Raw genomic sequence first — 22,761 nt, 5'->3', positions numbered from 1 at the left:
TCCTCTCAATCGGATTCAAGGGTTTCGCAGCGGCGGATGCGTTCTCGGGTCGTGCTGACCAACTGGTTCACACTCTGGCTAAGCACCAGAAACGACTGTGATTGTTTGGCTTCGACGGCAGCCAGTGCGCGTTCCCGTTTGGCGATGGCCTTATCGACAATGGCCTCCAACTTACTCAGACGCTGCTTATCTCGCGCACGGCGCACGGCATGCAACTCGCTTTCGGCGTGCTCGACAAGTGTCTTCAAATGGTGGTGCAGCACGTTGATGCCGCTATGCTCGATGAGGGCGGACTTTTGCTCCAAGACGCCTTTGCGGTAGGTAGTGAACGACGTCGGGATCAGCGTACGAGGTGCCTTGAACAACGCCGCGAGGATGGCGCTGATTGCGTCGAGGCGATCCTGCCTTTGCTGCGACGCACTTTCGGCATGGGTCAGAACCACCAGTAAGCTGTCTTCGATATCAGGACGCCGATGTTTCAACTCCTTAAGGAAGTTGATTTCTACGGTTTCCAGAGTGCCCGTGCCCAGGTTGTGGGCGAACAGGATAATGTCGGCAGTCGCCAAGCCACGCCAGGCGTGCTGGTCATCCTCGTTATTGGCGTCAATACCCGGAGTGTCTACGTAAGTAATCCCTCCATGGGTTAAGGTTTGCACCGTCTTAGTCGAGCGCACTGCTTTGGTTTCGAAGAATTCGTTTTCAAGATGGCCGGTCAATGCATTGAGCAGTGCGCTCTTGCCAGCGTTCATCAGACCACAGACCGCTATACGCAAAGTCCGGTCGACGGTCTTTCCCTCTTGACGCTCCTGATACAAACGCGCGAATTCAGCTGACTCGCGATTGAGCTGAATCAGCCAATTTTCAGCTGGCATGAAATGTCCTTATTGCAGTGTCGGAAGCGCTGGCGCATCCGGGATCAAACACAAGTTGCCCCCAAGTCATAACGTTCAGCGCGCACCCTAGCGCCTGAACACCTGCAACCCGGATCATCCTTCAAGCGATATCACTTTGCCATGCCTTGGTAACCTGTCAATCAAACGCAGATCTACAAGCAGCAATAAGGCGATGGGATGGACACTAAACCGGCCTCTGCCCCTTTCGCAAAAACTCGTTTTCCGCCTCCATTGACTTGTAAGACCGATACACCTCGTACCCTTTCTTGGCGATAACGACGAGGCCAACTGCGGCGAGAAAGTTTTTCAGCATGATCCATACTCCTGTTTATTGGCTGGTTTGAGCATGACCATGCCTCGCGACAAATTGCGTCGCCCCGAGAAAATCCATTTTAAATCGCCGAACCCGCTGTGACGGACAGGCTGATAACTCCATTGAAGGTTCAGTCGTTGGTCGCCTCAGCCTTTTGTTTTGTCGGCCTTCGCCTGGAAATCTTTAAGCGGCAAGCTCACTGGGGATTTACACTCTCCTGAGGACCACGATTCAAAGTGCTTCTCACATCTGTAATGCAAACTCAGTCCCAAGATGAATGATCACCCCCACCAGCCCTCCCACCAATGTTCCGTTGATACGAATAAACTGAAGGTCTTTGCCCACGTGTGACTCCAGTTGCTCCACCAGTTCCTTCTCGTTCCAGGCTTCGATGCGTTCAGCGATGTAGCGGCCGATCTCTGAGCGATAGCGCTCAACCAATGGGCCCGCCATTGCCAGAATCTGGTCGTTTATCCAGCCCTGCATCAAAGCGTCTTCGCTCAATGCTTCACCAAGCTTGCGAGTACCCTCCTCCAAGCGCTGGCGCGTTGTGGAATCGCTTCGAGTAATGTCTTCCTCGAACCAGTTCACTACATCGTCGACCATGTCAGTCAGGTAGCTGTGCAGTGCCGGGTGCTGAACGAGTTGAGCGCGCAGTTGTGCCGCACGCAAACGAAAAGCTGGCTCCTCCTTGAGCTTATGCACCAAGGCTCCCAACTGCTGGTCGAAATGTTTGCGCAACGGGTGTTCAGTGTCGTGGTTGACCTCGCTGATCACGTCAGAGATTCGCTCGACCAACTTTGCCGATGACCAGTTGCCGGCAACGTTGTGCAGAGGCAGTTCCTTGCCGAAAACGTTGAACCGCAAGAACTCGAACTCCGTGGCCAGAACGTCGGCGATGCGTTTTTTTGTCGCTTCGCCTTGCAGTGAAATATCGACTTGATTTAATACGGCGTCGAGTACCTCCTGTGCCCTCCCATCATCGGTGAGCACCTCCAGCAACTGACCACTCATTTTTGCCAAATCAACCTCTTCCAGGCGCGCCAGAGCAGTGCTGCGTACAAACTGGCGCACACGCTCGTCACGCAGGGCGCCAATACCATGCCCAGCCAGCTTGACGGCTAAACCCGACAAGACTGCGGCGTTGTCTTCCTTCGACAGCCATTGCGCCAACCGCCTGGCAGTATCAAATTCGCTGACCTTCTGAAGTACCTGCTCACGTGAAAGAAAGTGAGTACAAATAAAGTCCCCCAGGTTGGCACCAATACGCGCCTTGTTGCGCGGGATGATGGCCGTGTGAGGAATAGGCAATCCCAAGGGGCGTCGGAACAGGGCAGTAACGGCAAACCAGTCGGCGATAGCGCCAACCATCGCAGCCTCGGAGAAGGCTTTCATATACCCCCCCAACACGGGATGGGAGTGGATCAACATCAAGGCTGCGACATAGAGCGCTGCCGCCAACAAGAACAACCCAGACGCTATTGCCTTCATCCGCGCCAACGGCGAATCGAGTTTCAACATCAAAAAACCTTAAATGTAAGTAAGCAATGGAGGTCTTCGTCACCCGCTTCCGCGACCATTGGCCTCAATTTTTTGTCTGGGGCCTAGATATGAGCCTGCGCTGGATGGACACACAATGCGTTATCCAAAACACATGCCCTATAACGTATCAGTGAATAGATACAGAACTTTATTACGTGATAGCTTAACGCCATATCGCGTCATAATGTGTCGCAGGGGCTCATTTAATGCTCAATCCCGCCCCTCATCCGCCGATAAAACCATGATCCTCAAGGTCCAGCGGATCCCCTCAGCCAAAGGAAGCACCTGGAATGGATTACCAGTCACTCAAGACACGCCACCGTAACGAACGCGACGCGCACCACCCCAACCTTGCGCTACGGGTTCACCGAGCCCTGAGCTGGCTCAATCGTGCGGAACAGGCAGAGGACGTTGACGGGCGCTTCATCTTCCTCTGGATCGCTTTCAACGCTGCCTATGCCACCGATATTGATGAGCAGCATCGATTGTCCGAACAGGAGGCATTCAAGGCTTTCCTGCAAAAACTTTGTACGCTGGACACCGAGCATCTAATCGAAAAAATGGTTTGGTCAGAGTTCTCCGGGAGCATACGTGCACTGCTAGACAACCCTTACGTTTTTCAAAGCTTCTGGGACTTCCAGAACGGCAAGATCACTGAAGCCATGTGGGACGAGCGCTTGCGCAACGGCAAACGTAGCGCACATGCAGCACTGGCCGGCCGCGATACAGCAAAGGTGCTAGGAGTGATGTTTAACCGCATCTATACCCTTCGCAACCAAATGATTCATGGCGGAGCCACCTGGGACGGCAGCGTCAATCGCACACAATTGCGTGATTGCTCCAACCTGCTGGCAAAGCTCGTGCCCCTGGTGATTCTGCTTATGCTCGACAACCCGAAAACACTTTGGGGCGATGCCTGTTATCCGGTGATCAAGTCATAACTCGCCTCTCGCCTGCACAAGGAAAATCGCGTGCCGTCAGCCAAATCGCACTCCACTGTCAGCCGCCAGTGGGAACTGCTCAAACACCTGCCCAAACGTGAATCAGGTATTACAGTCACCGAGTTGCTGGCACGACTGGAGTCTTCCGGCTTCAAGATTAGCCGGCGCACCGTTGAACGTGACTTGATTGATCTGTCGCTGGTTTTCCCGTTGCAGTGCAGCGAAAACATCACGCCACAAGCCTGGTACTGGACTCCTGGCGTAAATGTGGAATTGCAAGGCATAACGCTGACCGAAGCCTTGAGCCTGACACTGGTTGCAGACGCGATCCGCCCGTTGTTGCCTTCTAGCATGCTCAGTGTGCTGGAGCCGCGCTTCGTGCATGCGCGGCAGAAGCTCAAGGGATTGGAGGACGATAACCCGGCTGCCCGTTGGCTGGAGAAGGTAGCCAGTGTGCGACCGGACCTAAACCTGCAGGCGCCGGATATCGACCCACTATTGCTGGAAACATTGCAGAGGGCGCTGATTAATGAGCGTCAAGTGCAATGTCAGTATTACTCGGCACACACCGACAAACTCAGTGAACTGACACTCAATCCATTAGCCATGGTGCAGCGTGGGTTGGTGACCTATTTGATCGCCACAGCACATCCGTATACCGATGTGCGCCAGTTTGCGGTGCATCGTTTTCGCAATGTCGATCAGCTCGATAAACCCGTAGAGGGATTACAGGCATTTGACTTGTGTGCGTACCTGGCCAGTGACGCCTTGCAGTTCGGCACCCCCGAAAAGATTCAGTTTCAAGCTTGGGTTAGTGAGCGTCAGACGCGGCTGATTCGTGAGACACCATTGAGTGCGGATATGACGCTGGAGCCGTTGGAGGATGGCTTTCGAGTACGCTCGACACTGAGCAACACCTGGCAGTTGCACTGGTGGATTTTGTCCCTGGGCGACTCAATGGTGGTGGAGCAGCCGCCCGAGCTGCGGGCTCAGATTGGCAAAACACTGCATCGTGCGGCGGCAGCGTACCGGCCACTGGATTCAGTGGCGGATGCAATAGGTACCGTGGTTTCGCTACAAAACCTGGCAGGCGCGACACAAACCGTCGCACCAGGTTCGTAGGGTAGCGCCACGTCGCTGATCAGCAGCCTATTTTTCCTTATTGCAACAACGTGCCAATCAAGGTGCGTTGAACCACCAGCGTTCACAAGGAGCGTCAACGTGTCAGAAATGCTTATCACGTTCGGCATGCAACTCGATGGTCAGCGGGCAACCCGAGCCAGTAATCGATTAGGGGCGTTGACCGTCGGGCCACAGGGACTGCTGGATATTCTGGAGACTCAACTGGGCCTAGTGGCACGTCAGCCTTGTGCGGCACAACGTACAGCCACGTACCGCGATTGCCTGGCGCACTGCAATAACCCACTGCGCTTCTATCATGCCAGTTTTTCCGCCGATGAATTGGGGGTGGCTGCTGCATTGCTGGCCTGGCGGGATGATTTGTATTTGCACGGTTGGGACGGGCGTGTCGGTGCCGACGTCAGCCAACGTCTGAAAGACTTTGCCGAGATCGAGACTCAAGCTCGCGTGCAGGTCGCCCCTTCCATGGGACAGCGCTTGCAAAATGTTGCCAAGGCGCTGGGCTCTCGTCGCCCCCCGATCAAGACCGTGCTGTTGGCTGACGCTTTCGAGCTTTATCCACTGGCCTGGCAAATGGTGCTGAATCTCCTGCCTAACGAGCGCCTGGAGATACCGGAGGGTACGGCGCAAGGTTTTCTAGGGCAGTTGCAAATGCAACTGCGCCAGAGCATTGCCGGTGTAGATGTCACGCCCATTCAATGGCAAGAAGACGGCACAGTGCAAGTTGTTCAAGCGCAAACTCGAGCATTGGCCGCCAGCTGGCTGAGCCGCTCACTGGGCCAGGACACCCCCACCTTGCTGGTGACGGGTGGCGAAGGTGGTTGTCTTGATGGTCATCTGATCGGTGCCAGCCAAGCTCGCCATGGCCTCAATGGCAGCAGCAATCTGCGCCCTGCGCTGCAGGTATTACCATTGGCCATGGAGCTGCTTTGGGCACCTACCGACTACCCGGCACTCCTGCAGTTTCTGACCCACTCGATATGCCCGATTCGTCTGTTTGCGCGTCGGCATTTGGCAACCAAAATAGCAAGCGCACCCGGCCTCGTCGGGAGCAAGTGGGAAGACGCACTGGCAGATATCGCAGCGCATTACGCTGCAGAGGCGCCCAACGTACTTGCCTCGATTGACGAGTGGCTCAATATGACCACCTTTACCGCTGACGATGGTGTGCCGCCCAGTGAGGTGCTGGTACGTGTCGAACGGTTGCTGAACTTTTTTAAAGCACGCCTGGGGCACCAGGAGCCCGCGCACAGGCTCGCGGCTCAGGCCGGTTATGCCCAGTGTGAAGCAGCACAAGACTCCCTCAAGACCTTGCATCATCAAGGTGTGGAGCGGTTAAAACCGCGGCAGTTGCAGCAGGTGATCGAACAAGCCACCGCCAGCGGCGTGGATAATCCATTGCTGGCCGCACAAGTCGGCGCCCACTTGAGCGTCTCGCGTCCAGGCGCGGCCATTGAGGAAGCCGACACGGTGATCTGGTGGCACCTGAGCATGCCAGTGTTACCGCCCCTGTCGCCGTGGTCCAAGGCCGAGTGCATGCAATTGGCCGATGCCGGGGTGGCGCTACCGGACGGAGCCACACTGCTGACTCAAGCAGCCTGTGACTGGCTGCGACCAATCCTGGCAGCCAACTGCCGGCTGATACTGGTACTAGCGCCACCACAGGAGGAAAGCCACCCGCTCTGGCAAATGATCGAAGCCGTTTCGCAGCAACCGAAGGTGCATATTCTTGAGGAGCTTCTGCATACCCCCGGCCCGCTTTGCCAACCCCAAGCATCGGCGCCACTGCCACTGCGCAAACGCTGGTGGCGCCTTCCATCCGACACCCCGTTCGAGCAGCCTGAGAAGGCTTCTTTCTCGAGCCTCAACCTGTTGCTGTTCAACCCTTATCAATGGTTGCTGCAATACGGAGCCAAGATTCAGGCGTCCAAAAGTCAGAGCCTGAGCGACGGCTTTTTGCTCAATGGTTCGTTGACCCATCGCCTGGCTGAACACTTTTTCTCTCGGCCGGACGCGCTGAGCATGAGCACCACAGATTTAAACAGCTGGTTCTCGACCCATTTCCCCCGTGTGGTACGTGAAGAAGGGGCGGTGTTGTTGATGGAGGGACGCGGTGCCGACCTGGCAACACTGCGCCATCGTGCGCTGCGTGCTTTGAATCGACTGCGAACGCACTTTCTCAATGCTGGCATCACGGTCGTAACGTCTGAGCAGGCGCTGGCCGGTCGTTTCGAGGGTGGCGCATTGGGCGGCTCTGCTGACCTGGTATTGACCACTGCGCTAGGACATCGAGCCATCGTCGACATGAAGTGGTCGGGGGGCAAGAAATACCCGGAGCAGCTCAAGGCAAACCGCCATCTGCAGTTGGCGATTTATGCCGAGTTGCTTCGTCAGGACAGCGGTTCATGGCCTTCCGTAGCCTATTTCATCCTTGAGTCCGCGCGCCTGCTAACCCCGGATGACCAAACCTTCAGAGATTCGGAGCAGATGCCTGCCAATCCGCCAAGCTCAACGCCAAAACTGTGGCTCAGCTTTACCGAGGCCTGGAAGTGGCGGCAGGCGCAACAGGCAGAGGGGCTGTTTGAGGTTGCCCTGCAAAGTATTGAAGAGGATGAGGACTCGATCCCTCCCGATCAGGCGATGCCGATGGAATACCTTAATGAAGCCTACAACGACTACCTGGCCTTGGCCGGTTGGGAGCAATGACAATGCAGACCACCGCACACATCACTTTTATCAGTGCTGGCGCCGGCAGCGGCAAAACCCACCGGCTTACTGAAATACTGCACCAGGAGTTGCTCGATCAGCAGGTCCAGCCTTCGGGGGTGATCGCCACGACCTTTACCCGAAAAGCAGCTGCCGAGCTGCGCGAGCGGGTCCGTAGTCACCTTCTAAAGCAGGGTCAAATCAACCTGGCCACCGCCATGGGCCAGGCCCGTATCGGTACCGTCAACAGTATTTGCGGGCAATTGCTTGAACGCTTTGCATTTGAAGCCGGCATGCCGCCCGAGCAACGTGTGCTGGAAGAAAACCAGGCAGCCCTGCTGCTGAACAAGGCGGTTGACCGGGTCCTTGATGGTGAGCGCCTGGATAATCTACTCGCTGTCGCCCGACGCCTGGGCCTTGAAGACACTTATCAACAGGGCGACTTTGCCAATACCAATTGGCGCGATGAGCTGCGCAAGCTTCTGAATCAGTTGCGTACCAATGACATTGATCTCGAACTGTCTCGTGGTTTTGCTACCCAAAATGCCGACGACATGCTGAAGCATTTCCCCAAACCGACCAAAACCGACTTGAGTGGAGAGTTGCTGCACAGCATTCCCGAGGTGCTGGCTCTGTTACAGGCAGCTAACAGCGACAAAAAGAACACTGAAGGCTACATAGCGTTGCTCACCCGCTTCCAGTATGAACTGCAGCATGACAACGCCCGCTGGAGTGATTGGGCGAAACTGGCGAAGGAAGCCCCTGAGGCCAAGCTCAAACCATTGGTAACAACCCTCTCTGAAACCATTGGCCGCTATGCCGAACACCCGGATCTGCATCGCGATATCCGCGCCTACCTCGAACAGGTTTTCGGCCTGGCCATTGATGTATTGAAAGTGTACGAACACAGCAAACGTGAGTTTGGCGTACTGGACTTTGCCGACCAGGAACACGCCTTGCTCAAGTTACTGGACAACCCAGCCGTTGCGCAGGTGCTCGAGGATGAGCTCGATTTAATCATGGTCGACGAATTCCAGGACACCAGCCCGATGCAGCTGGCGATTTTTCTCAAGCTTTCACGCTTTGCCAAAAAGGTTTACTGGGTCGGGGATATCAAGCAGGCGATTTATGGTTTTCGGGGCAGCGACTGTGCGCTGATGCAAGCCATCCTCAAGGCATTGCCCGATATGGGTGGCAAAAAAGAGGTATTGCCTCACTCTTGGCGCTCACGTACCGAACTGGTCGAACTGGCGAATGATGTATTCAACAAGGCCTTCGCCAATAGCCTGGAAACAAAGGACGTTGAGCTGATACCAACCCGTACGGATCAACTACCCGGCCCTGCCTTCGCCAATTGGGTACTGGACGGCAAAAATGCCGAATTGCAAGTCAACGCATTGGCCGAGGGGATTGGCCAACTGCTGGCTAGCCGTTATCAGGTATTCGATAAAACCTGCCAGGAAGCCCGAGCGGTGCGTTTGGGCGATATCACTGTGCTTTGCTACTCCCACAGTAACGTCGCGAAAGTAACAGCAGCCCTCGCTACTCTGGGCATCCCCTGTTCCACAGCACAACCAGGACTGCTGGCAACCGCAGAGGCAACTCTGGCACTGGCGTGTTTGCGCCGATTGAACGACCCGGCCGATACCCTGGCAACAGCACAGATCATCTCGTTAACCGAAACCGAAGGACCGGAAAGCTGGGTTGCCGAGCGCCTGCGCTACCTCAATGCCGGACACCCCAAAGCGCAGTGGCGTGAACTAAGCCTCGGCGAGTATTCGCAACACCCACTTGTGGCGGCCGTTGCACAACTGCGCACAGATCTGCCAGTGCTAACACCGGTAGAGGCATTACAACGGCTGATCGCCGAGTGCGATTTACCAACACGTGTCAGCGTCTGGTCAACCTCGACAGCGCTGGCGCAAAAGCGCTTGGCCAACCTGGATGCATTGATCGATCTCGCGCAGCAATATGAGGATCTCTGCCGAAATGGATTAGGGGCGGCATCCATCTCCGGGCTGTTGTTGTGGCTGGACGAAATCGCCAACGCCAAAAACGATGCACTGGCCACTCCTGCGCTGGATGCCGTGCAAGTGATGACTCATCACGCCAGTAAAGGTCTGGAATGGCCGGTCGTGATTTTGATGGATCTGGCACGCGATATCAGCGACCGGTTATGGTCAGTCTCGGCTCAGTCCAATAGCGCATTCGATCCACATAAACCGTTGCATGACCGCTTTATCCGCTACTGGCCATGGCCGCTGGCCAAACAGAAAACGGTTCCGTTGAGCGAAACGTTCGAACAAACCGCCATAGGCCTGGCGTGCCGGGCTGAAGCCGTTGAAGAAGCAAAACGCCTGCTCTATGTGAGCATGACCCGCGCCCGAGACCTGCTGGTCATTGCCCGTTCGAGTAGAAAAATCACAGGAGAGTGGCTCGACACTGTCCAGGCACCCTGGTTGATGACACCTCCCGGGCTGTCGACTTTGAAACTGCCAAATGGAAAAGAACTGCGCGCCGATTGCCAAACGCTCACTGCCAGTGATTCACCTGTGCCAGTGGCGGTAATTGAACAGAATCTGCACTGGTTTGCCCCGGTACAAGTGATCCAGTCTCGTTTGCCACTGGGCTTTCAACCGTCAAACGGTGGCGCTCGCGCCAGCACCGCAGGCCGCAATACATGCCGGATCGGCACTCGGATCGCATTCCAAGGCAGCCCGGAAATGAGTGCATTGGGAACGGCCATTCATGCCAGTTTGTGCCTTTCATTCACCGACCCCAACTGCCCCCTCACCTTAGACGAAGTGCAGGACCTGTTGCAGAGCCACGCAGTGCACGAGCACGTAAATGCCAGTCAGGTCATCGCACAGCAATTGGCCTTGCACGCCTGGATCGAATCCCACTGGCCAGCGGCCAAAGCCATGGCTGAATACCCGGTGCAACAGTTGCTGCGCTCGGGTCAGGTACTCAATGGTCGGATCGATCTTCTGCTGGACACAAAAGATGGCTGGGTGCTCATTGACCACAAATCCAACCCGGCGCCCGAAGCCCAGTGGAGGCGATTGGCCGAGGAACATGCGGGTCAGCTTGATGCTTACGCCCAAGCGATTGAGGCGGCATCGGGGCGGCCTGTCATCGCCGCATGGCTCTTTCTGCCGGTGGCCGCGGGAGCGATTCAGGTTTTTTAGCCGCCGGCGTGATTCCACATTCGCGTAAACGACCAATCACGGCGGTCGGGTTGATCTCGGCCGCTGACATCACTAGGAAAAAAACCATGACGCTGTATGAATCAATCCTGCTGGAAGTGCACAACGGTGCGCTGAGCGAACCCTTTGAAGTGCAGGAACTGACTAGCGAACGTCGTCGGGTCATGTGCTCTGTAGAGCAGAAGCTGGTTGAAAAATATCGGATCGGATTCGAGTTCTTTATGGAATCGACGATCGGGACGACCATCGCCAACTACGCGCAGGACGAGCAGACGGGAGTCGGCGGCTACAATGTCGAACAGGGTGCCGAAGCAAAGTACCTGCGAGTCAAGCCTGGCGTATACAAAGTAAAAGAACTGAATGGTGCGCTATAGCTGCTAGGCAAAGTTTCAGGCTCAGGACTAACCAAATAATCGCTTTACTTTTGCCACGGCCACTTCCAGGGCCGTGGCTTGTTCCATCTTTACATCCCGACTTTTACAACGCGGGCAAACCTCAGGACAGTCTTCGAATCGCAAGACATCACTGAGCGGGACAACCGTTTGGCTCCAACCACAATCTTTGCAACGCATGGTGAAAGGACGCACTGGCCTGACCATAGAAACTCCTCAATCTGTGGGCACTTACTCCAGACTACAGCAGGGAGCGACAAGATGAGTCGTTAGCCGAAATCAGATCCGAGCCTAGCGATGCCGTTCATTGACAGAATGTCTTAGAAACCTCGAGCAATATGGCTTCGCGTCCATAGATGCCGACAGTCCTTGCACTCGAAATCCTGCGTCACCTCATGGTCCGTCACGGTCACCTGCCGTGACTTGCGCTGCCCTGTCAATCTGTCGATGACAAGACGCTCCACGGATCGGACTTGATAAACCGCCTCATGATAGCGAACCATCTTTATCGCTCTACGGTGACAACTGGGACACTCTTTGTTTTTCTGGTGTTCGATCCAAAGGATCTGAAGATGGGGAATTAGCCAGCTTGAGGCGCTGAGCACTCCAGCGATGATCAACTGGTCCGTCGACTTGACCGAGAACGTGATGATCTCGAACGCGCCAAGCACGCACAGCCCACCAAAAAAACTGCCCCAGAGTACAGCCCAGAGCAGTCGATATTTGCACAATTGCCGATAGCGCGACTCGCGGCTGGCATTCTGTTCAGCGAACGTTGTGTCTTCTGTCCGTACGGCTACGCCACTGACGGCTGACAAATACTCGTCACCATCGAAAGCGTTGTTATAGAACTGCTGAGCCTGCAACTGTAGTTGGGCACAAAACTCGTCCGGAAGAACCGTGTGCTCATTTTTCTCGTCAGATTGAAGCTTGAGCTTCAGTACTTTGGCATCACACAGACAGCGAAGAACCTTTTCAGATGGCTCGATGAAAAACATACCGATTTCGAAGAAGCTCCCCCCTCGAAATTCGCTGCTTTGGCCTGTCAGGTACTTCAACTCGATCCGCCGACCATCGACCAACAAGGTCAATTGAGAGGGCAGCCAGCCGCCCGGGCGCGAGGTTTTTATCTCAACATCAAGAATCATGCGGTCTGAAGCAGGACGAATATTGCGGCGCCACGAGAAGGTGATTTCATTCTTTCCAGAACGATACCGGCAGTGACGCAGGTGCTGAATCGTGGTGAGACCATCGAACTCATCACGTTCGACGGACACAAAATCGGACTTGATGTCCATCAAGACACCCCTTGCAGACTGATACACAGTTGATGCTCGTTAAACACCGCATCCGTATTCAATACGGATGCGGTGTTTTACGGTCCTGTGTCCGGTTTCTTGGCGCGTGCCTCTGCCAGCATCTCGTCCAGTTGAGCCAGCAAATCATCTGCGCTGATCTCTACAAACTCCCCGCATGATACGGCCAAGATCTTCTCGGCGAATTCAGCGCTGTACTCCGGGTGAGGGTAGTCCGGGTCAGTTTTATCGATTGCTGTGAAGCACCACTCGCCGCCCACTTCCTGGCCCATAAGGCTATCGGCCTCCTGCAGGCCAAATAGCGTGGATTGATACTTCGCATCACAAAGATTTGGGTATGCCTGCATCACGGCCTTTCTCAAGTCACCAGCGCTGATTCCGTCAGCGGCGAGCTGCATAATCAAAGCCTGCAACGGATTCATGTCACGCATCCTGTACCTCACTCATTCAGAATGACCTCCCCGCCAAGCAAAGGGGAGGAAGTTGTCGACCAGGTTTTAAGCCGCAAAAGCTGGACGCTAATCGCCCAAGTCGTAGCCAATCATGAAGAGTGCAGCCTCCAGTGCGCGCAGCGGGTCATTCGGAGAGGGAACCACATGGAAACGGCTGCCGGCGGCGTCTGGATGCGCCAGGACCGCACTCAATACCCAACTGGCGCGCATATTCCACATTGCGTGATGGTGACCTGAGCGCAAGCCCTTGAACTTAAGCCCGCCGGTACCAGGGTCGCGGCGCTTGGGAGCGAGCGTATTTTCTCCTTCCTTGGCAGCTGCCCAAGGGAAGCACAGCGCTTCAGGTACCTTGGACAGCCCATGCGCTTGGCAATGCTTCACGACCAACCAGCCCAGACCTGCCGCAACACGGCTGTCGTAGATGATGAAGTCCTTGCAGAGCAAGGAGTAGACTTTGGTCATCCCAGAATTGAAGCGAAGGCTTTTCGAACGCAAGACAGGTGCCTGATCGTCGCCGGCAACTATCGCAGCTTGTACGCCTTGCAGCATTCGGCCAAGCCCCACATTATTCACCTTCAGCCAGTCCGCATTGCGGGCCATAACGCCGCCCCAGCGCATGACGTCGACGGCTGCCTCAAGAGTGTGTGAGTCGCTCCCAGTAGCGCTTACCAGATCCTGACGCAAGGCGAACAAAGCGATCCCGTTGCTGCTGGAACATACGCCTGGATTGAATCCCAAGCGGGCATTACCCGGGTGATTCCAACGGTAGTTTTCGAAGGCGTTATACAGGCTGCTGCATGTCCATTTCTCACCGCTACGACGATTGACGTACTGGTGCTTGAAACACGACTCAGAATTGAGCTCAGAGGCCAGCCAGCGGATGAATCCAGAAACGTGGGGAAGGGCTAGATAGGTTTGGCTGTTCATGAAATGCTCCTGTGGGCTGGCGCTTGTAGTCGCAGGATTGCTTGCCAGCCAGAACATAGTCCCAGCAGATAAACCCACTTTTTGTCCCTGAGCTTCTGCCATGATCAATCATCACCGACGCCGCACCACTTTGCGCAAAATCCTCCAACGCTATGGCAAGTCTATGTCGACGGCGGATATCCACAGTGAACTATGTCGGTGGTTCGATGATTCCAGTCTCCATATAAAAACCACACTGCGTGACCTCCAGGCTCTAACCGCAGCCGAGTTTGTAGCCAAAGGTGACGCTGGCTCGGATAAAAAATCAAAATACTGGAAATCCGGTCGTGGCAGCTTCGACTTGACGCTTTCCCCCACAGAGGCAATGACGTTGGCAGCTATTTTCGACCACGCAGAGCGCTTCGGCTTCAAGGCCCACACAGAACAACTTGTCGATTTACGCGAATACGCAACCACGGAAATGACGAAGCGCTCCACGCGAACACATGTGTGGACAAAGCGAATCACTACTGGGACCCGATTTACGCTGCTCAGGCCAGGTAAATATGATCCTGCACACCTAACCAGAATCCAACAGGCCATTCTGGACGATGCTTCGCTTGAGGTGACCTACCTGCCAAGAGACGCCAGCGGCGTCGAATGCATCTACTTACTCAAACCCTTGGCCCTCTCATATCAGGATTCAAACGTCTATCTGTCGGCATACGTGCTCGAGGAGCAATGGCCGGAGGGGCATACGCCTTCACCAAACACCCGCCGCGGCAAGTACAGCAGCAACGGTCCCAAGACGATGTGCGCCCTCATGCTGCATCGAATGGTAGAGGTCAAAGCGAGTTGGCTAAAAATAGCTGACCCGGAAAACTACGACGTCAATTCGCTTGAAGCCCAAAAGCACCTCATGACAATACACGGCGATGACCCCGTACAACTCAAACTACGTCTTGGCCCCAACCTGCAAAATCGGCTTACCGAGAACCCGTTGGCTGAAGACCAGGTCGTAGTGCAATACGCCGATGACAAGTGGGACTTGAGTTGCACTCTCCACGACACCCAAGGCCTACGCCTGTTCCTGCTCAGCAATGCTGGGGATATTGAAGTGCTCGAGCCCCCGTTAATCCGAGCGCACGTGCTCGATACTCTTCGTCGCGCAGCAAGTGTATACGCTGGCGATTAATTGCCTGGCCACAGATTTGATGTAATGTTGGCTGAGGGTTTCAACCACATCACCAATTAGGATGGTTCCCTAACTGAAATGGTGGTATCGCCCCCTAGCGATACCTTACGGTGAAGATTTTGATTATCCTTCACCACCACGTAGCTATTCCGTTCCTAGTCGACCAATTGCTGCTCCATGGCCGTCAGGTCGAGCAGCATCTGCTGGAAATGCCCCCAGTCGAAGAAGTACTCCCCCGCGCCTTGGCTATAGGTGTGGCCCCCATAGGCGATCAGCCATTCGATCTGCTGCATACGGATGCGACGCTGCACTGCGTGTGCCGGTGAGTTCCATTTCGATGCTCCTTTGTCCGACGTCGATCCGAGGCCCGTCAGGTTGGTCATCCGTGACCGGCTGGCTCCGCGCCTGACCACATCAAGTGGATACATCTTCAGGATATGTCGCCATTCTGGACACACTAACAACGCGCGCCTGCTTTCACTGACGCCGGGGCCGTGAGGAAAACAAACAACACTGGATCGAACGCCACCATGGTGATGATCAGCTAAACCATTAGCTTACCCCCGGCTGCATCCGAAGCCATGGGATCCATCGCCATAACGCTTTGTCGCAGCTTTGCAGAGGTAGCTCGCGCGTCGAAACAGTTCAGGCAACTGATCCACATTCCCTGGCCGGACATTCCGATCTACTCGGAATTCTGCGTTAGGCGGGATATGTACCAAGCCCCGCACTTGCTCAACCTCGCACTTCAGTGCACTGGCCCAAGCTTCTTGCATACGGCTGATCATGTTGGGCCTCTGTGGCTGCAATCGCCCTACTGTGTAGTAAGCGTCTCTGTTCAGCAGAATCAACAGGTGGTAATGCGGTCGCCCTCCACAGCCCACCTCCCTCGCCCAGACGTAACGCACCCTGCAGTCATGGGCGTACTTGTTCTGCTCACGCGCCTTATCACGGTTATGCTCAATTTTCGCTTTGAACGACTCGATGAACCTACTGATCACACGATTTGACAAAGCGTCATCTGGAAACCCCATCAGACGCGAAAGACGTAAATCCACCCTGAATGCAATCACCCTAGGATACTGATCAAGGGCAAGGTTAATGGTGCGATTCAGCGCTTCAAGGTACCCAAGTATAAAAGGTCCTTTTTCAACCATTATCGGCAGGCCTTGAAACGTAGCTGCTGAGTACAAACGAAGATTACGATTTTCGGAGAAACGAAGCATGGTTACTACCTACTTTACTGAAGATCATATCTTCAGTCAGCTCGGTAGTTATTTACACGCTCAACATAGCCCATTGAGCCAGACTTCAATGAGTCGCTCACACTAACAACACCAATGACGTTTACCTATGCCATACTGCCATTTGCTAGGCATTGATCAGACAACCATCACAGATACCCTTTGAAGGGGTATCTATGCCCTTAACCTAATTGCTCAATATGCATCTCTACATAAATGATAGACTTGAGTTATTAGAAGGTAACAATTCAAACACTAAAGCATATTACCCGCACCGAAAAACTCATCACTTGAAACACAAAGGGAAGTTAAACATTCCTGTGCAGGACCAAGGAAACCAACACAACCAAAAGGTCCGGCAAAAAAACATCATGCCCGAAAATCAACCGAGCATGATGTTTTCATTGAAAGCAAATGAAATCTAAAAAGCAAGACCAGATATCGCAAGCATGCTAATCAACCCTAACTAATTGCGTTCTGCTACCCTAGCCTGAATCCACGCAAAAACTTCAGACTCTACCCACCCGACACTTCGACCGCCCAGCGGAATGGGCTTAGGGAATATCCCTTCTGCAATGTACTTATATACCGTCGACCGGGCCAGACCTGTTATCTCAACAACCATTTTCATTCGTAGTATGCGCATGACCAACTCCTCAAATCCGTTCACAGGATCTGGGAAGCCGATAAAGTTTTACTGCCCACCACCAATCTGCCGAATGTCTTACCCTCGATATCGATAGCGTGTAGGAGTATGAACCTTAGTAAGCAGACCAAAACGATAACGATCCTCTTCGGAGAGTTCCACCTCGTCAGAAAACCTCTCACACACAGGCTCGCCATCGATGTTCCTATTCATGACATAACACTCCCCCGCTCGAAACTCTTGATGGGGAACAATTAACAACGACCGACCAAAAGAGAACAGACCAAAATATCCACCGAGGTCAAAACTCGGCAGAATCTGCAGCCCAGCAATTTCGTACGGAAACCCCTTAGCACTTAATATCACACCTTGGACGCGACGAGCCATCAGAACAACAATTTCATAAATGAACTCAAAAAACAGCTCACCTTGCAGGTTGTCAATTTCCAGATCTTGCCCTAACCCCACCCCCTTACTGAAACCCTTCTTAATACGCATCAGCAATTCATCATCAGACCTAAACTCACCTACCTCAAAAGCTTTCCAATGCTTGGACAGCAGCATCGACGCGTATTCCTCCAATCTAACTTGGAGCACTCTTGGGGATTCGCCATTCTTGGCGAAAGAAGAAAACAATCTTGCCAAAGCATTAAATCGATCGCTATCCGGCAGCATTCCAAAAAATTTCTTATACCTCTCAAACCTAATCCACTTACCTATTTTAGCCGACTCAATGAGAGCTCCGACCTCATTACACTCCCCGACACCCCCACTGGCGTTCGAAATGGCAGTCAGCACGATCGTTCCCGAACTGCCTTCTGGGAAAACATCATGATTAAAATTAATAAAATAAACCGACTTTGAAACACCCAATACAACAGACATTGTAACCCCAGGAATCACCCCTCTCATTACCCTCAAAGCGATAAGCTTGTGAACCTGCGCCTTTATTCTCTCTCGGTTTAGGCCGGTTACCTTGGATAGCTTGGATACTCCGACTTCTCGTACAATCCCAAATTGATCGGCGTAAAGAAGCAGGATGGATAGTAGCAATCGATTACAGACACTAAGACTGCCCTTACGCTCTTCCGCAGCATGCAACAAATGATCGATTCTCGATCGATTTATCACATTAGACGTTTCGTTCCAGTTTTCCAGCAATCGGGCTAGCTTACTCGAAGCTCGATACTCGCTCTTAGGGCGTCCCCGCCCGATGACGATAGGGGTACAGATCAAAAGATCTTCCGCCACCAATTCAGACAGAGCGCTAGATACCACACGATCCGTGGCACCTGAAACCTTGGCTAACTTCTTAACCCCGATCGTGATCGACTCGCCCACCCCGTACAGCTGCACGAGCCTTACGAGGACAAACTTCGCTTCTGGGCTTATCCCAGTCAATCCAAGACCCAACAGAACGCAGTGCACCACTACCCTCCACCCCTCCAGAAAAGCAGCCATTAAATCGCAGAAAAACACCCTATTTCAAGCACAATCAGAGAAGCGTATGCTACTCCGTAACGTCACTCCGTAACGATCAACATAAAAATAACTTTTACTGCAATAAACGCATTAGCGGGGGAATGCCTTGGAAAAGCCAAAAAAAAGACTTGAATGGATAGAAAGGAACAACCCAGACATGCAGCAATGGGCCATTCGATACTTGAATGGTAAGGGGGCAGACATCTCCAAACAAACCACCTACGACGAACTTGTAAGATGGTCTGAGAATTGGCCTGAGAATAGCGAAAAAAGAGAGCTTCTGAAGAACATGAAAGGTGCTTGGCGCCAGAAAAAACTCCGAGAAAGCAAAGACGGGCGACAAGCGAACAACTTCATAATTTCACTTCTAGCAAAGCGAAAGCTGAAGAGCTTGGCATCATCAAGAAAAGCCACTATTACTGAAACCCTGGAATGGTTAATCCAGAGCGGATTCGAACTAAAAGAGCAATACAAGACTCAAGCAAGGACTCTGAATGAGGACAACCTTAAAAGCCTACGAAACGAGCGAAACGCAGCATCCATACTCGCTTCAAAACTAAGCGAAACCCTAACCGAAATTTGCAAACTAAAACTTCAGATTGAAACCCTGGCGCCTGACCATCAAACACTTCCAACCCCACCAAAAGAAAAAATCGAAGAACTTTTTAATATAAAAAAAACAACATTACTAAGCACAAACTCCATTTTTGAAGCCGAGGACATAAGAAAATATAGAAAACTAATAAAACCAAAAATCCAGAGCCAGGTACAGGACAAGGACAAGGACAAGGACAAGGACAAGGACAAGAGCGATGAAGAGATCATAGACATCATCTCCTCAATACCTGAATTAACAAAAAAACGCCAACAAGAATCCGCGACGACATCTCACCAGCCGCCCCACACCAAACCAGAAGATCATTCAGAAAAAATATAAAATCCCCTTTCAGAGAAATACCGCAACCTCCATAGCAACCTGAATAACTTCGCGATCATTATGAATCCAACTCCAGGAATGGCTATATAAAGCTGCAAGAGATAGAACTATAGATGCAGATGCATGACTACATACTAGAAGCGAACCTGAAAAGCATTAAACAGCAACCGGACAACTAGCCGAGCTAACCATTTTGCACTCAAAACGAAGCAGTCCATGGCGCGATAGTTAAACGAAGTACTGCGGAAATTTAGATCATAGCAACCTTCAAAATACCAGGATCATGGCGAGATTTGGTATTTGATCTAAGGCACGAGGAAAAGTGAAAGGCTGGTCGTTCAGACAGGTGACATAGTGCTTATCGTGAGGATAAGAACAGTTCAACTCCCGCTCTCGAACTTCCGCCTGTAGTACACCGGTGAGAGTTTAGTTTTTCGGAAAAATATCGAAATCATGTTGGCCATTTTCAACAGTCTATCGTGCTAGCCAGCACCCCACTCCTGACAATAGGACTCGGAGAACTGGGATACACTAAGGCCAAGATTTATTACGTCACCCAGCACCTCCAGACGCCACTCCTAAGGCTGACCATTGATTACAATTTGATACCCGTGAAGGGGCAGCATTTCTGCCTTAACCCTACTGCCCTGAAATAGGTAGTCAAGTTCATCGGTGCGTCGATTTGCGCCAACTTCAGATGTTGCTGCAGGAAACTCCTTCAGTACGGGGCTACTTATGCGATCCACTTGCGGATGAGCCCCATGAACTCTAGGGCAATTTATATATTATTTACCATAAGCATCATGTACAACTGAGTTTCGATCATAATTTCCGAACCTGCTTTTCATACAGGCTGGTTAGGTTTAGTGGGGAACCCACCCTTGGTCGTTTGTACCGGCAGGAACAATTCCAGACAACGGTAAATGAGGACTAAATCCTTCTTGGACTCTGCAGGCTTGAAGAGTATTTTTGAGTATCGAAGTCACCAGCCCGGCAACTGCGTAAAGCTATTCGTAGGTGTGCTAAGCAAGATCGTACCTACCGCATGAGGAGCGTCCTTGAAAAACCAATGCTTCGCAATACTTCAAAGTTTCTAGATCATCTGTATCTGGCAGTTTGAGCGCTGTTTTCTAGAGCGTGAACGACTCATAATTACTGTTAGATGAAGATCCACTTCGATATGTAATTCACAAGCCTAAGTGCCTCAGCACTATCAATAAAGGCATACTTAAAATCGCACTACTGCGCACAGCGATTCTGAACAACTGATTCGCAGACACCGAGTACTGACCTGGGGAGCCGACCTCTGGACTGGAGGTGGCGCTGACAACCTTCCCCAAGGCTCAGGTTAAAATTTGTTCAACGGACCTCGCCGGTGTTCGAGCCCTGTGGAAAAGAAACAGCTGTTAGCTGAGAGGAGCTTGTCGGTGGGGCCGCGCCTCAGTCACCTTTCACAGCCGCCCTAGGTTATCAATGTCCTTAAGAGCGGTATTCCAAATAGTATTCCACAAAGAATATCAAATTGTTTTTTTGCTTTAAAATCAACAAATTATGACATCTGTTCAGATTACCCCGGCAATACGAAGCACCACCAAACCCGCCTAGTGCTGTTTTTGTTGTTTCTGGGCTCCTGTAAACATACCGCCGAATGGGCCTTCGGATTTTTCCCGCAACTCATCGCGCCCTGCATGAACTGGCGCATGCCCCCCCCCACAAAGATAGCCTTCCCTGGTTGCCGCTCATCAGCAACCGGCTTTGACAGGCCGAAAAGTGTAACCTTTCACTCCCCTTGATAAGTCGGCATGCTTCGCGCATTCCGCCTCGTTCATGGCGGCTGTGCGTGGGGCATCTTCGGGTGCGCCGGGTTCCTACACTTCCGGTCTGTCAACCCGCGTACAGCTGCCACCCAAACCTGTTTGACAGCAGGGGAATGGCAGCTCCCATCATCAGTGTAGGAGCTTCACCATGAAAAAAATCACCCCCAATCCTCCATGCCCCAGCCAATCCGGCACGCATATCTTCTGTATCGCCCAAAACATCGACCCCGAAACCCTGCTCGTACAGGCCTGCGAAACCCTCGCCTCACTGAACGCGCTCACTACCGACCTGGCTTTCGAGTTCGATGGCGCCTTTCGCCATAAACTCCTGGCCACCCAGCAATTGAGCGTCCTCGGTGAGTTGCTGGTGAAGCGCGCACTGGACATTCTTGTGCTAACGGCAGATTCAGAAGCTACGGGAAGGTCCGTTTCCTGACAGGAAACATGACGATCCGTTTGAGCGCCCCAAAAGTAAGAAAAAGGTGAGGGTCTATTTTCTTTTAAGATAAACCCCACCTTTGTTGAAACATAAGGATGTGTGCCGCAGTGAACAAGAATTCCTACGCCTACCTGATACCTGTCGTGCTGGGCGTACAGCTTCTGTTGGCCGTGCTGTTTATATGGCAGTTCAGCATCTCACCGGCCATCCACTTCAAACCGGTCGCGGAGAAAGCCTGTGTATCCGTATCTCTCGTCCTGACCCTGGCTGCGTCCGTGATTGTCTGGCGGGTAAGAAAACCTCAGCTGCGGCTCGAAAAAAAATGGACCCTGCTTAAGGCGTTTGCCGGGATGTTCATCCTATGCACGCTGTTCTCGGTGACGCTGTTTTCATTGGCCATTTTATGTTCGGGCGGCACCCGCAGCAGCTATACGGCTCACTACGAATATTCGTCAGGCGGCAGTAAAAGCTGCAGCGGAATCACGGTCTTCGATGCTGAGCTGAATAATACGATTAAAATCTGCCGCCCCACGTGGATCGGTTATCGCGATGAGGTGAGGGTGGTGAAAGTCAGCAATGACCTGGGGATCGTTGTAAAAGAGGCCGTTATCCTTTGAGCGAGAAAGCCCTCCAGACCCTGATCAGCAGCGATGCCCAACGCTGGCACCTACTGGACATCGTCCGCTCCCTCGCCCTCCCCGACTGCTGGATCGGAGCCGGCTTCGTACGCAACGCGGTATGGGATCACCTCCACGGTCGCCCCCTATCACCACCGACCGGTGACGTCGACGTACTGTGGTTCGACGCCACCTGCACCAGCCCCGACGAAGACCGCCGCCTCGAAGCCCTCTTACACGCAGCAGAACCCTCCATCGACTGGTCCGTCAAAAACCAGGCCCGCATGCACCTGCGAAACGGCGATGCACCTTACCGCAACGCCAGCGACGCCATGCGCTTCTGGCCCGAGACCGCCACCGCAGTCGCCGTCAGAAGAACCGCAGCGGACCTATGCGAAGTTTCAGCCCCTCTCGGCCTGGAGGACCTGTTCAATCTCCAACTCAAACCCACGCCCCGCTTCACCCAGGAAAAACACGCCATCTACCAACAACGCATCACCTCCAAACGCTGGTTAACCCAATGGCCACTGCTGAAACAACCCTGACCCTACAAAAACCTCACATTCATTCACGAATT

19 protein-coding genes are annotated in these 22,761 nt (G+C 53.1%); 10 read left to right on the top strand and 9 right to left on the bottom strand.

The window, feature by feature from the left end:
- Positions 1-5: 5 nt before the first annotated feature.
- Together QF039_RS33180 and QF039_RS33175 are read right to left on the bottom strand one after the other, a co-directional pair.
- Positions 6-872 carry a GTPase gene (locus QF039_RS33180; protein WP_307522770.1) on the bottom strand — a complete coding sequence of 289 codons (867 nt, stop codon included), beginning with the start codon at positions 870-872 and terminating at the stop codon, positions 6-8.
- A 577-nt stretch (positions 873-1,449) separates the two neighbouring features.
- Positions 1,450-2,727 carry a DUF445 domain-containing protein gene (locus QF039_RS33175; RefSeq protein WP_307522768.1) on the bottom strand — a complete coding sequence of 426 codons (1,278 nt, stop codon included), beginning with the start codon at positions 2,725-2,727 and terminating at the stop codon, positions 1,450-1,452.
- 311 nt (positions 2,728-3,038) lie between these two features.
- On the opposite strand from QF039_RS33175, the gene QF039_RS33170 reads away from it, so the two are divergent.
- The 5 genes from QF039_RS33170 (at position 3,039) to QF039_RS33150 (ending at position 11,115) form a co-directional block, all read left to right on the top strand.
- Positions 3,039-3,689 (top strand): HEPN domain-containing protein, encoded by a 651-nt coding sequence (locus QF039_RS33170; RefSeq protein ID WP_307522766.1) that lies wholly within the window; start codon positions 3,039-3,041, stop codon positions 3,687-3,689.
- A 30-nt stretch (positions 3,690-3,719) separates the two neighbouring features.
- A complete protein-coding gene (locus tag QF039_RS33165; RefSeq protein WP_010463622.1) occupies positions 3,720-4,811 on the top strand; it encodes a YafY family protein in 1,092 nt (363 codons plus the stop codon).
- A 108-nt stretch (positions 4,812-4,919) separates the two neighbouring features.
- The gene (locus tag QF039_RS33160) at positions 4,920-7,535 is read left to right on the top strand and encodes a PD-(D/E)XK nuclease family protein (RefSeq protein WP_307523075.1); all 2,616 of its coding nucleotides are present in this window, start codon (positions 4,920-4,922) and stop codon (positions 7,533-7,535) included.
- Between the two features lie 2 nt (positions 7,536-7,537).
- Entirely contained in the window at positions 7,538-10,723 is a 3,186-nt protein-coding gene (locus tag QF039_RS33155; RefSeq protein ID WP_307522763.1) for an exodeoxyribonuclease V subunit beta, read from the top strand.
- Positions 10,724-10,809: 86 nt separating this feature from the next.
- On the top strand, positions 10,810-11,115 hold the full coding sequence (locus QF039_RS33150; protein ID WP_010463627.1) for a hypothetical protein: 306 nt from the start codon (positions 10,810-10,812) through the stop codon (positions 11,113-11,115).
- Positions 11,116-11,453: 338 nt separating this feature from the next.
- Here the strand turns inward: QF039_RS33150 and QF039_RS33145 are convergent, their stop codons facing one another.
- The 3 genes from QF039_RS33145 to QF039_RS33135 form a co-directional block, all read right to left on the bottom strand.
- Entirely contained in the window at positions 11,454-12,431 is a 978-nt protein-coding gene (locus QF039_RS33145; protein WP_307522761.1) for a hypothetical protein, read from the bottom strand.
- A 77-nt stretch (positions 12,432-12,508) separates the two neighbouring features.
- Complete coding sequence (locus QF039_RS33140; protein WP_307522759.1) at positions 12,509-12,871, bottom strand: hypothetical protein; 363 nt, start codon at positions 12,869-12,871, stop codon at positions 12,509-12,511.
- Positions 12,872-12,967: 96 nt separating this feature from the next.
- Positions 12,968-13,828 carry a hypothetical protein gene (locus QF039_RS33135; protein WP_307522757.1) on the bottom strand — a complete coding sequence of 287 codons (861 nt, stop codon included), beginning with the start codon at positions 13,826-13,828 and terminating at the stop codon, positions 12,968-12,970.
- 100 nt (positions 13,829-13,928) lie between these two features.
- Between QF039_RS33135 and QF039_RS33130 the strand changes: the two genes are divergently transcribed.
- Entirely contained in the window at positions 13,929-15,002 is a 1,074-nt protein-coding gene (locus QF039_RS33130; protein WP_307522756.1) for a YafY family protein, read from the top strand.
- Between the two features lie 155 nt (positions 15,003-15,157).
- On the opposite strand, the gene QF039_RS33125 is transcribed toward QF039_RS33130, so the two are convergent.
- The 4 genes from QF039_RS33125 to QF039_RS33110 all read right to left on the bottom strand — a co-directional run bounded on the left by QF039_RS33125 (position 15,158) and on the right by QF039_RS33110 (position 18,320).
- Positions 15,158-15,313 carry a hypothetical protein gene (locus QF039_RS33125; protein ID WP_158491243.1) on the bottom strand — a complete coding sequence of 52 codons (156 nt, stop codon included), beginning with the start codon at positions 15,311-15,313 and terminating at the stop codon, positions 15,158-15,160.
- A 246-nt stretch (positions 15,314-15,559) separates the two neighbouring features.
- Entirely contained in the window at positions 15,560-16,228 is a 669-nt protein-coding gene (locus QF039_RS33120; RefSeq protein ID WP_010463639.1) for an inovirus Gp2 family protein, read from the bottom strand.
- 484 nt (positions 16,229-16,712) lie between these two features.
- Positions 16,713-16,892, bottom strand: a complete 180-nt coding sequence (locus QF039_RS33115; protein ID WP_010463641.1) for an AlpA family transcriptional regulator — start codon at positions 16,890-16,892, stop codon at positions 16,713-16,715.
- A gap of 78 nt (positions 16,893-16,970) precedes the next feature.
- Positions 16,971-18,320 (bottom strand): hypothetical protein, encoded by a 1,350-nt coding sequence (locus QF039_RS33110; protein ID WP_307522752.1) that lies wholly within the window; start codon positions 18,318-18,320, stop codon positions 16,971-16,973.
- 160 nt (positions 18,321-18,480) lie between these two features.
- Between QF039_RS33110 and QF039_RS33105 the strand changes: the two genes are divergently transcribed.
- The 4 genes from QF039_RS33105 (at position 18,481) to QF039_RS33090 (ending at position 22,729) form a co-directional block, all read left to right on the top strand.
- A complete protein-coding gene (locus QF039_RS33105; RefSeq protein WP_307522750.1) occupies positions 18,481-19,311 on the top strand; it encodes a hypothetical protein in 831 nt (276 codons plus the stop codon).
- A 1,965-nt stretch (positions 19,312-21,276) separates the two neighbouring features.
- A complete protein-coding gene (locus QF039_RS33100; protein ID WP_307522748.1) occupies positions 21,277-21,564 on the top strand; it encodes a DUF6124 family protein in 288 nt (95 codons plus the stop codon).
- Between the two features lie 110 nt (positions 21,565-21,674).
- Positions 21,675-22,184 (top strand): hypothetical protein, encoded by a 510-nt coding sequence (locus QF039_RS33095; protein WP_307522747.1) that lies wholly within the window; start codon positions 21,675-21,677, stop codon positions 22,182-22,184.
- Positions 22,181-22,729, top strand: a complete 549-nt coding sequence (locus QF039_RS33090; RefSeq protein WP_307522746.1) for a nucleotidyltransferase family protein — start codon at positions 22,181-22,183, stop codon at positions 22,727-22,729. The genes QF039_RS33095 and QF039_RS33090 overlap by 4 nt, the downstream gene beginning before the upstream one ends.
- Positions 22,730-22,761 lie beyond the last annotated feature (32 nt).

It is taken from the genome of Pseudomonas sp. W2I6 (genome assembly GCF_030815935.1).
Lineage (GTDB): Bacteria > Pseudomonadota > Gammaproteobacteria > Pseudomonadales > Pseudomonadaceae > Aquipseudomonas.
The sequence above is the reverse complement of the archived record's forward strand: the minus strand, read 5'-3'. Positions and strand labels throughout refer to the sequence as shown.

Excerpts from the sequence above, each read along its gene's own strand:
- QF039_RS33175 (WP_307522768.1), bottom strand. The coding sequence starts at position 2,727 with ATGTTGAAACTCGATTCGCCGTTGGCGCGGATGAAGGCAATAGCGTCT.
- QF039_RS33135 (WP_307522757.1), bottom strand. The coding sequence starts at position 13,828 with ATGAACAGCCAAACCTATCTAGCCCTTCCCCACGTTTCTGGATTCATC.
- QF039_RS33180 (WP_307522770.1), bottom strand. The coding sequence starts at position 872 with ATGCCAGCTGAAAATTGGCTGATTCAGCTCAATCGCGAGTCAGCTGAA.
- QF039_RS33155 (WP_307522763.1), top strand. The coding sequence starts at position 7,538 with ATGCAGACCACCGCACACATCACTTTTATCAGTGCTGGCGCCGGCAGC.
- QF039_RS33150 (WP_010463627.1), top strand. The coding sequence starts at position 10,810 with ATGACGCTGTATGAATCAATCCTGCTGGAAGTGCACAACGGTGCGCTG.
- QF039_RS33160 (WP_307523075.1), top strand. The coding sequence starts at position 4,920 with ATGCTTATCACGTTCGGCATGCAACTCGATGGTCAGCGGGCAACCCGA.
- QF039_RS33115 (WP_010463641.1), bottom strand. The coding sequence starts at position 16,892 with ATGCGCATACTACGAATGAAAATGGTTGTTGAGATAACAGGTCTGGCC.
- QF039_RS33140 (WP_307522759.1), bottom strand. The coding sequence starts at position 12,871 with ATGAATCCGTTGCAGGCTTTGATTATGCAGCTCGCCGCTGACGGAATC.
- QF039_RS33145 (WP_307522761.1), bottom strand. The coding sequence starts at position 12,431 with ATGGACATCAAGTCCGATTTTGTGTCCGTCGAACGTGATGAGTTCGAT.
- QF039_RS33130 (WP_307522756.1), top strand. The coding sequence starts at position 13,929 with ATGATCAATCATCACCGACGCCGCACCACTTTGCGCAAAATCCTCCAA.
- QF039_RS33100 (WP_307522748.1), top strand. The coding sequence starts at position 21,277 with ATGAAAAAAATCACCCCCAATCCTCCATGCCCCAGCCAATCCGGCACG.
- QF039_RS33120 (WP_010463639.1), bottom strand. The coding sequence starts at position 16,228 with ATGCTTCGTTTCTCCGAAAATCGTAATCTTCGTTTGTACTCAGCAGCT.
- QF039_RS33170 (WP_307522766.1), top strand. The coding sequence starts at position 3,039 with ATGGATTACCAGTCACTCAAGACACGCCACCGTAACGAACGCGACGCG.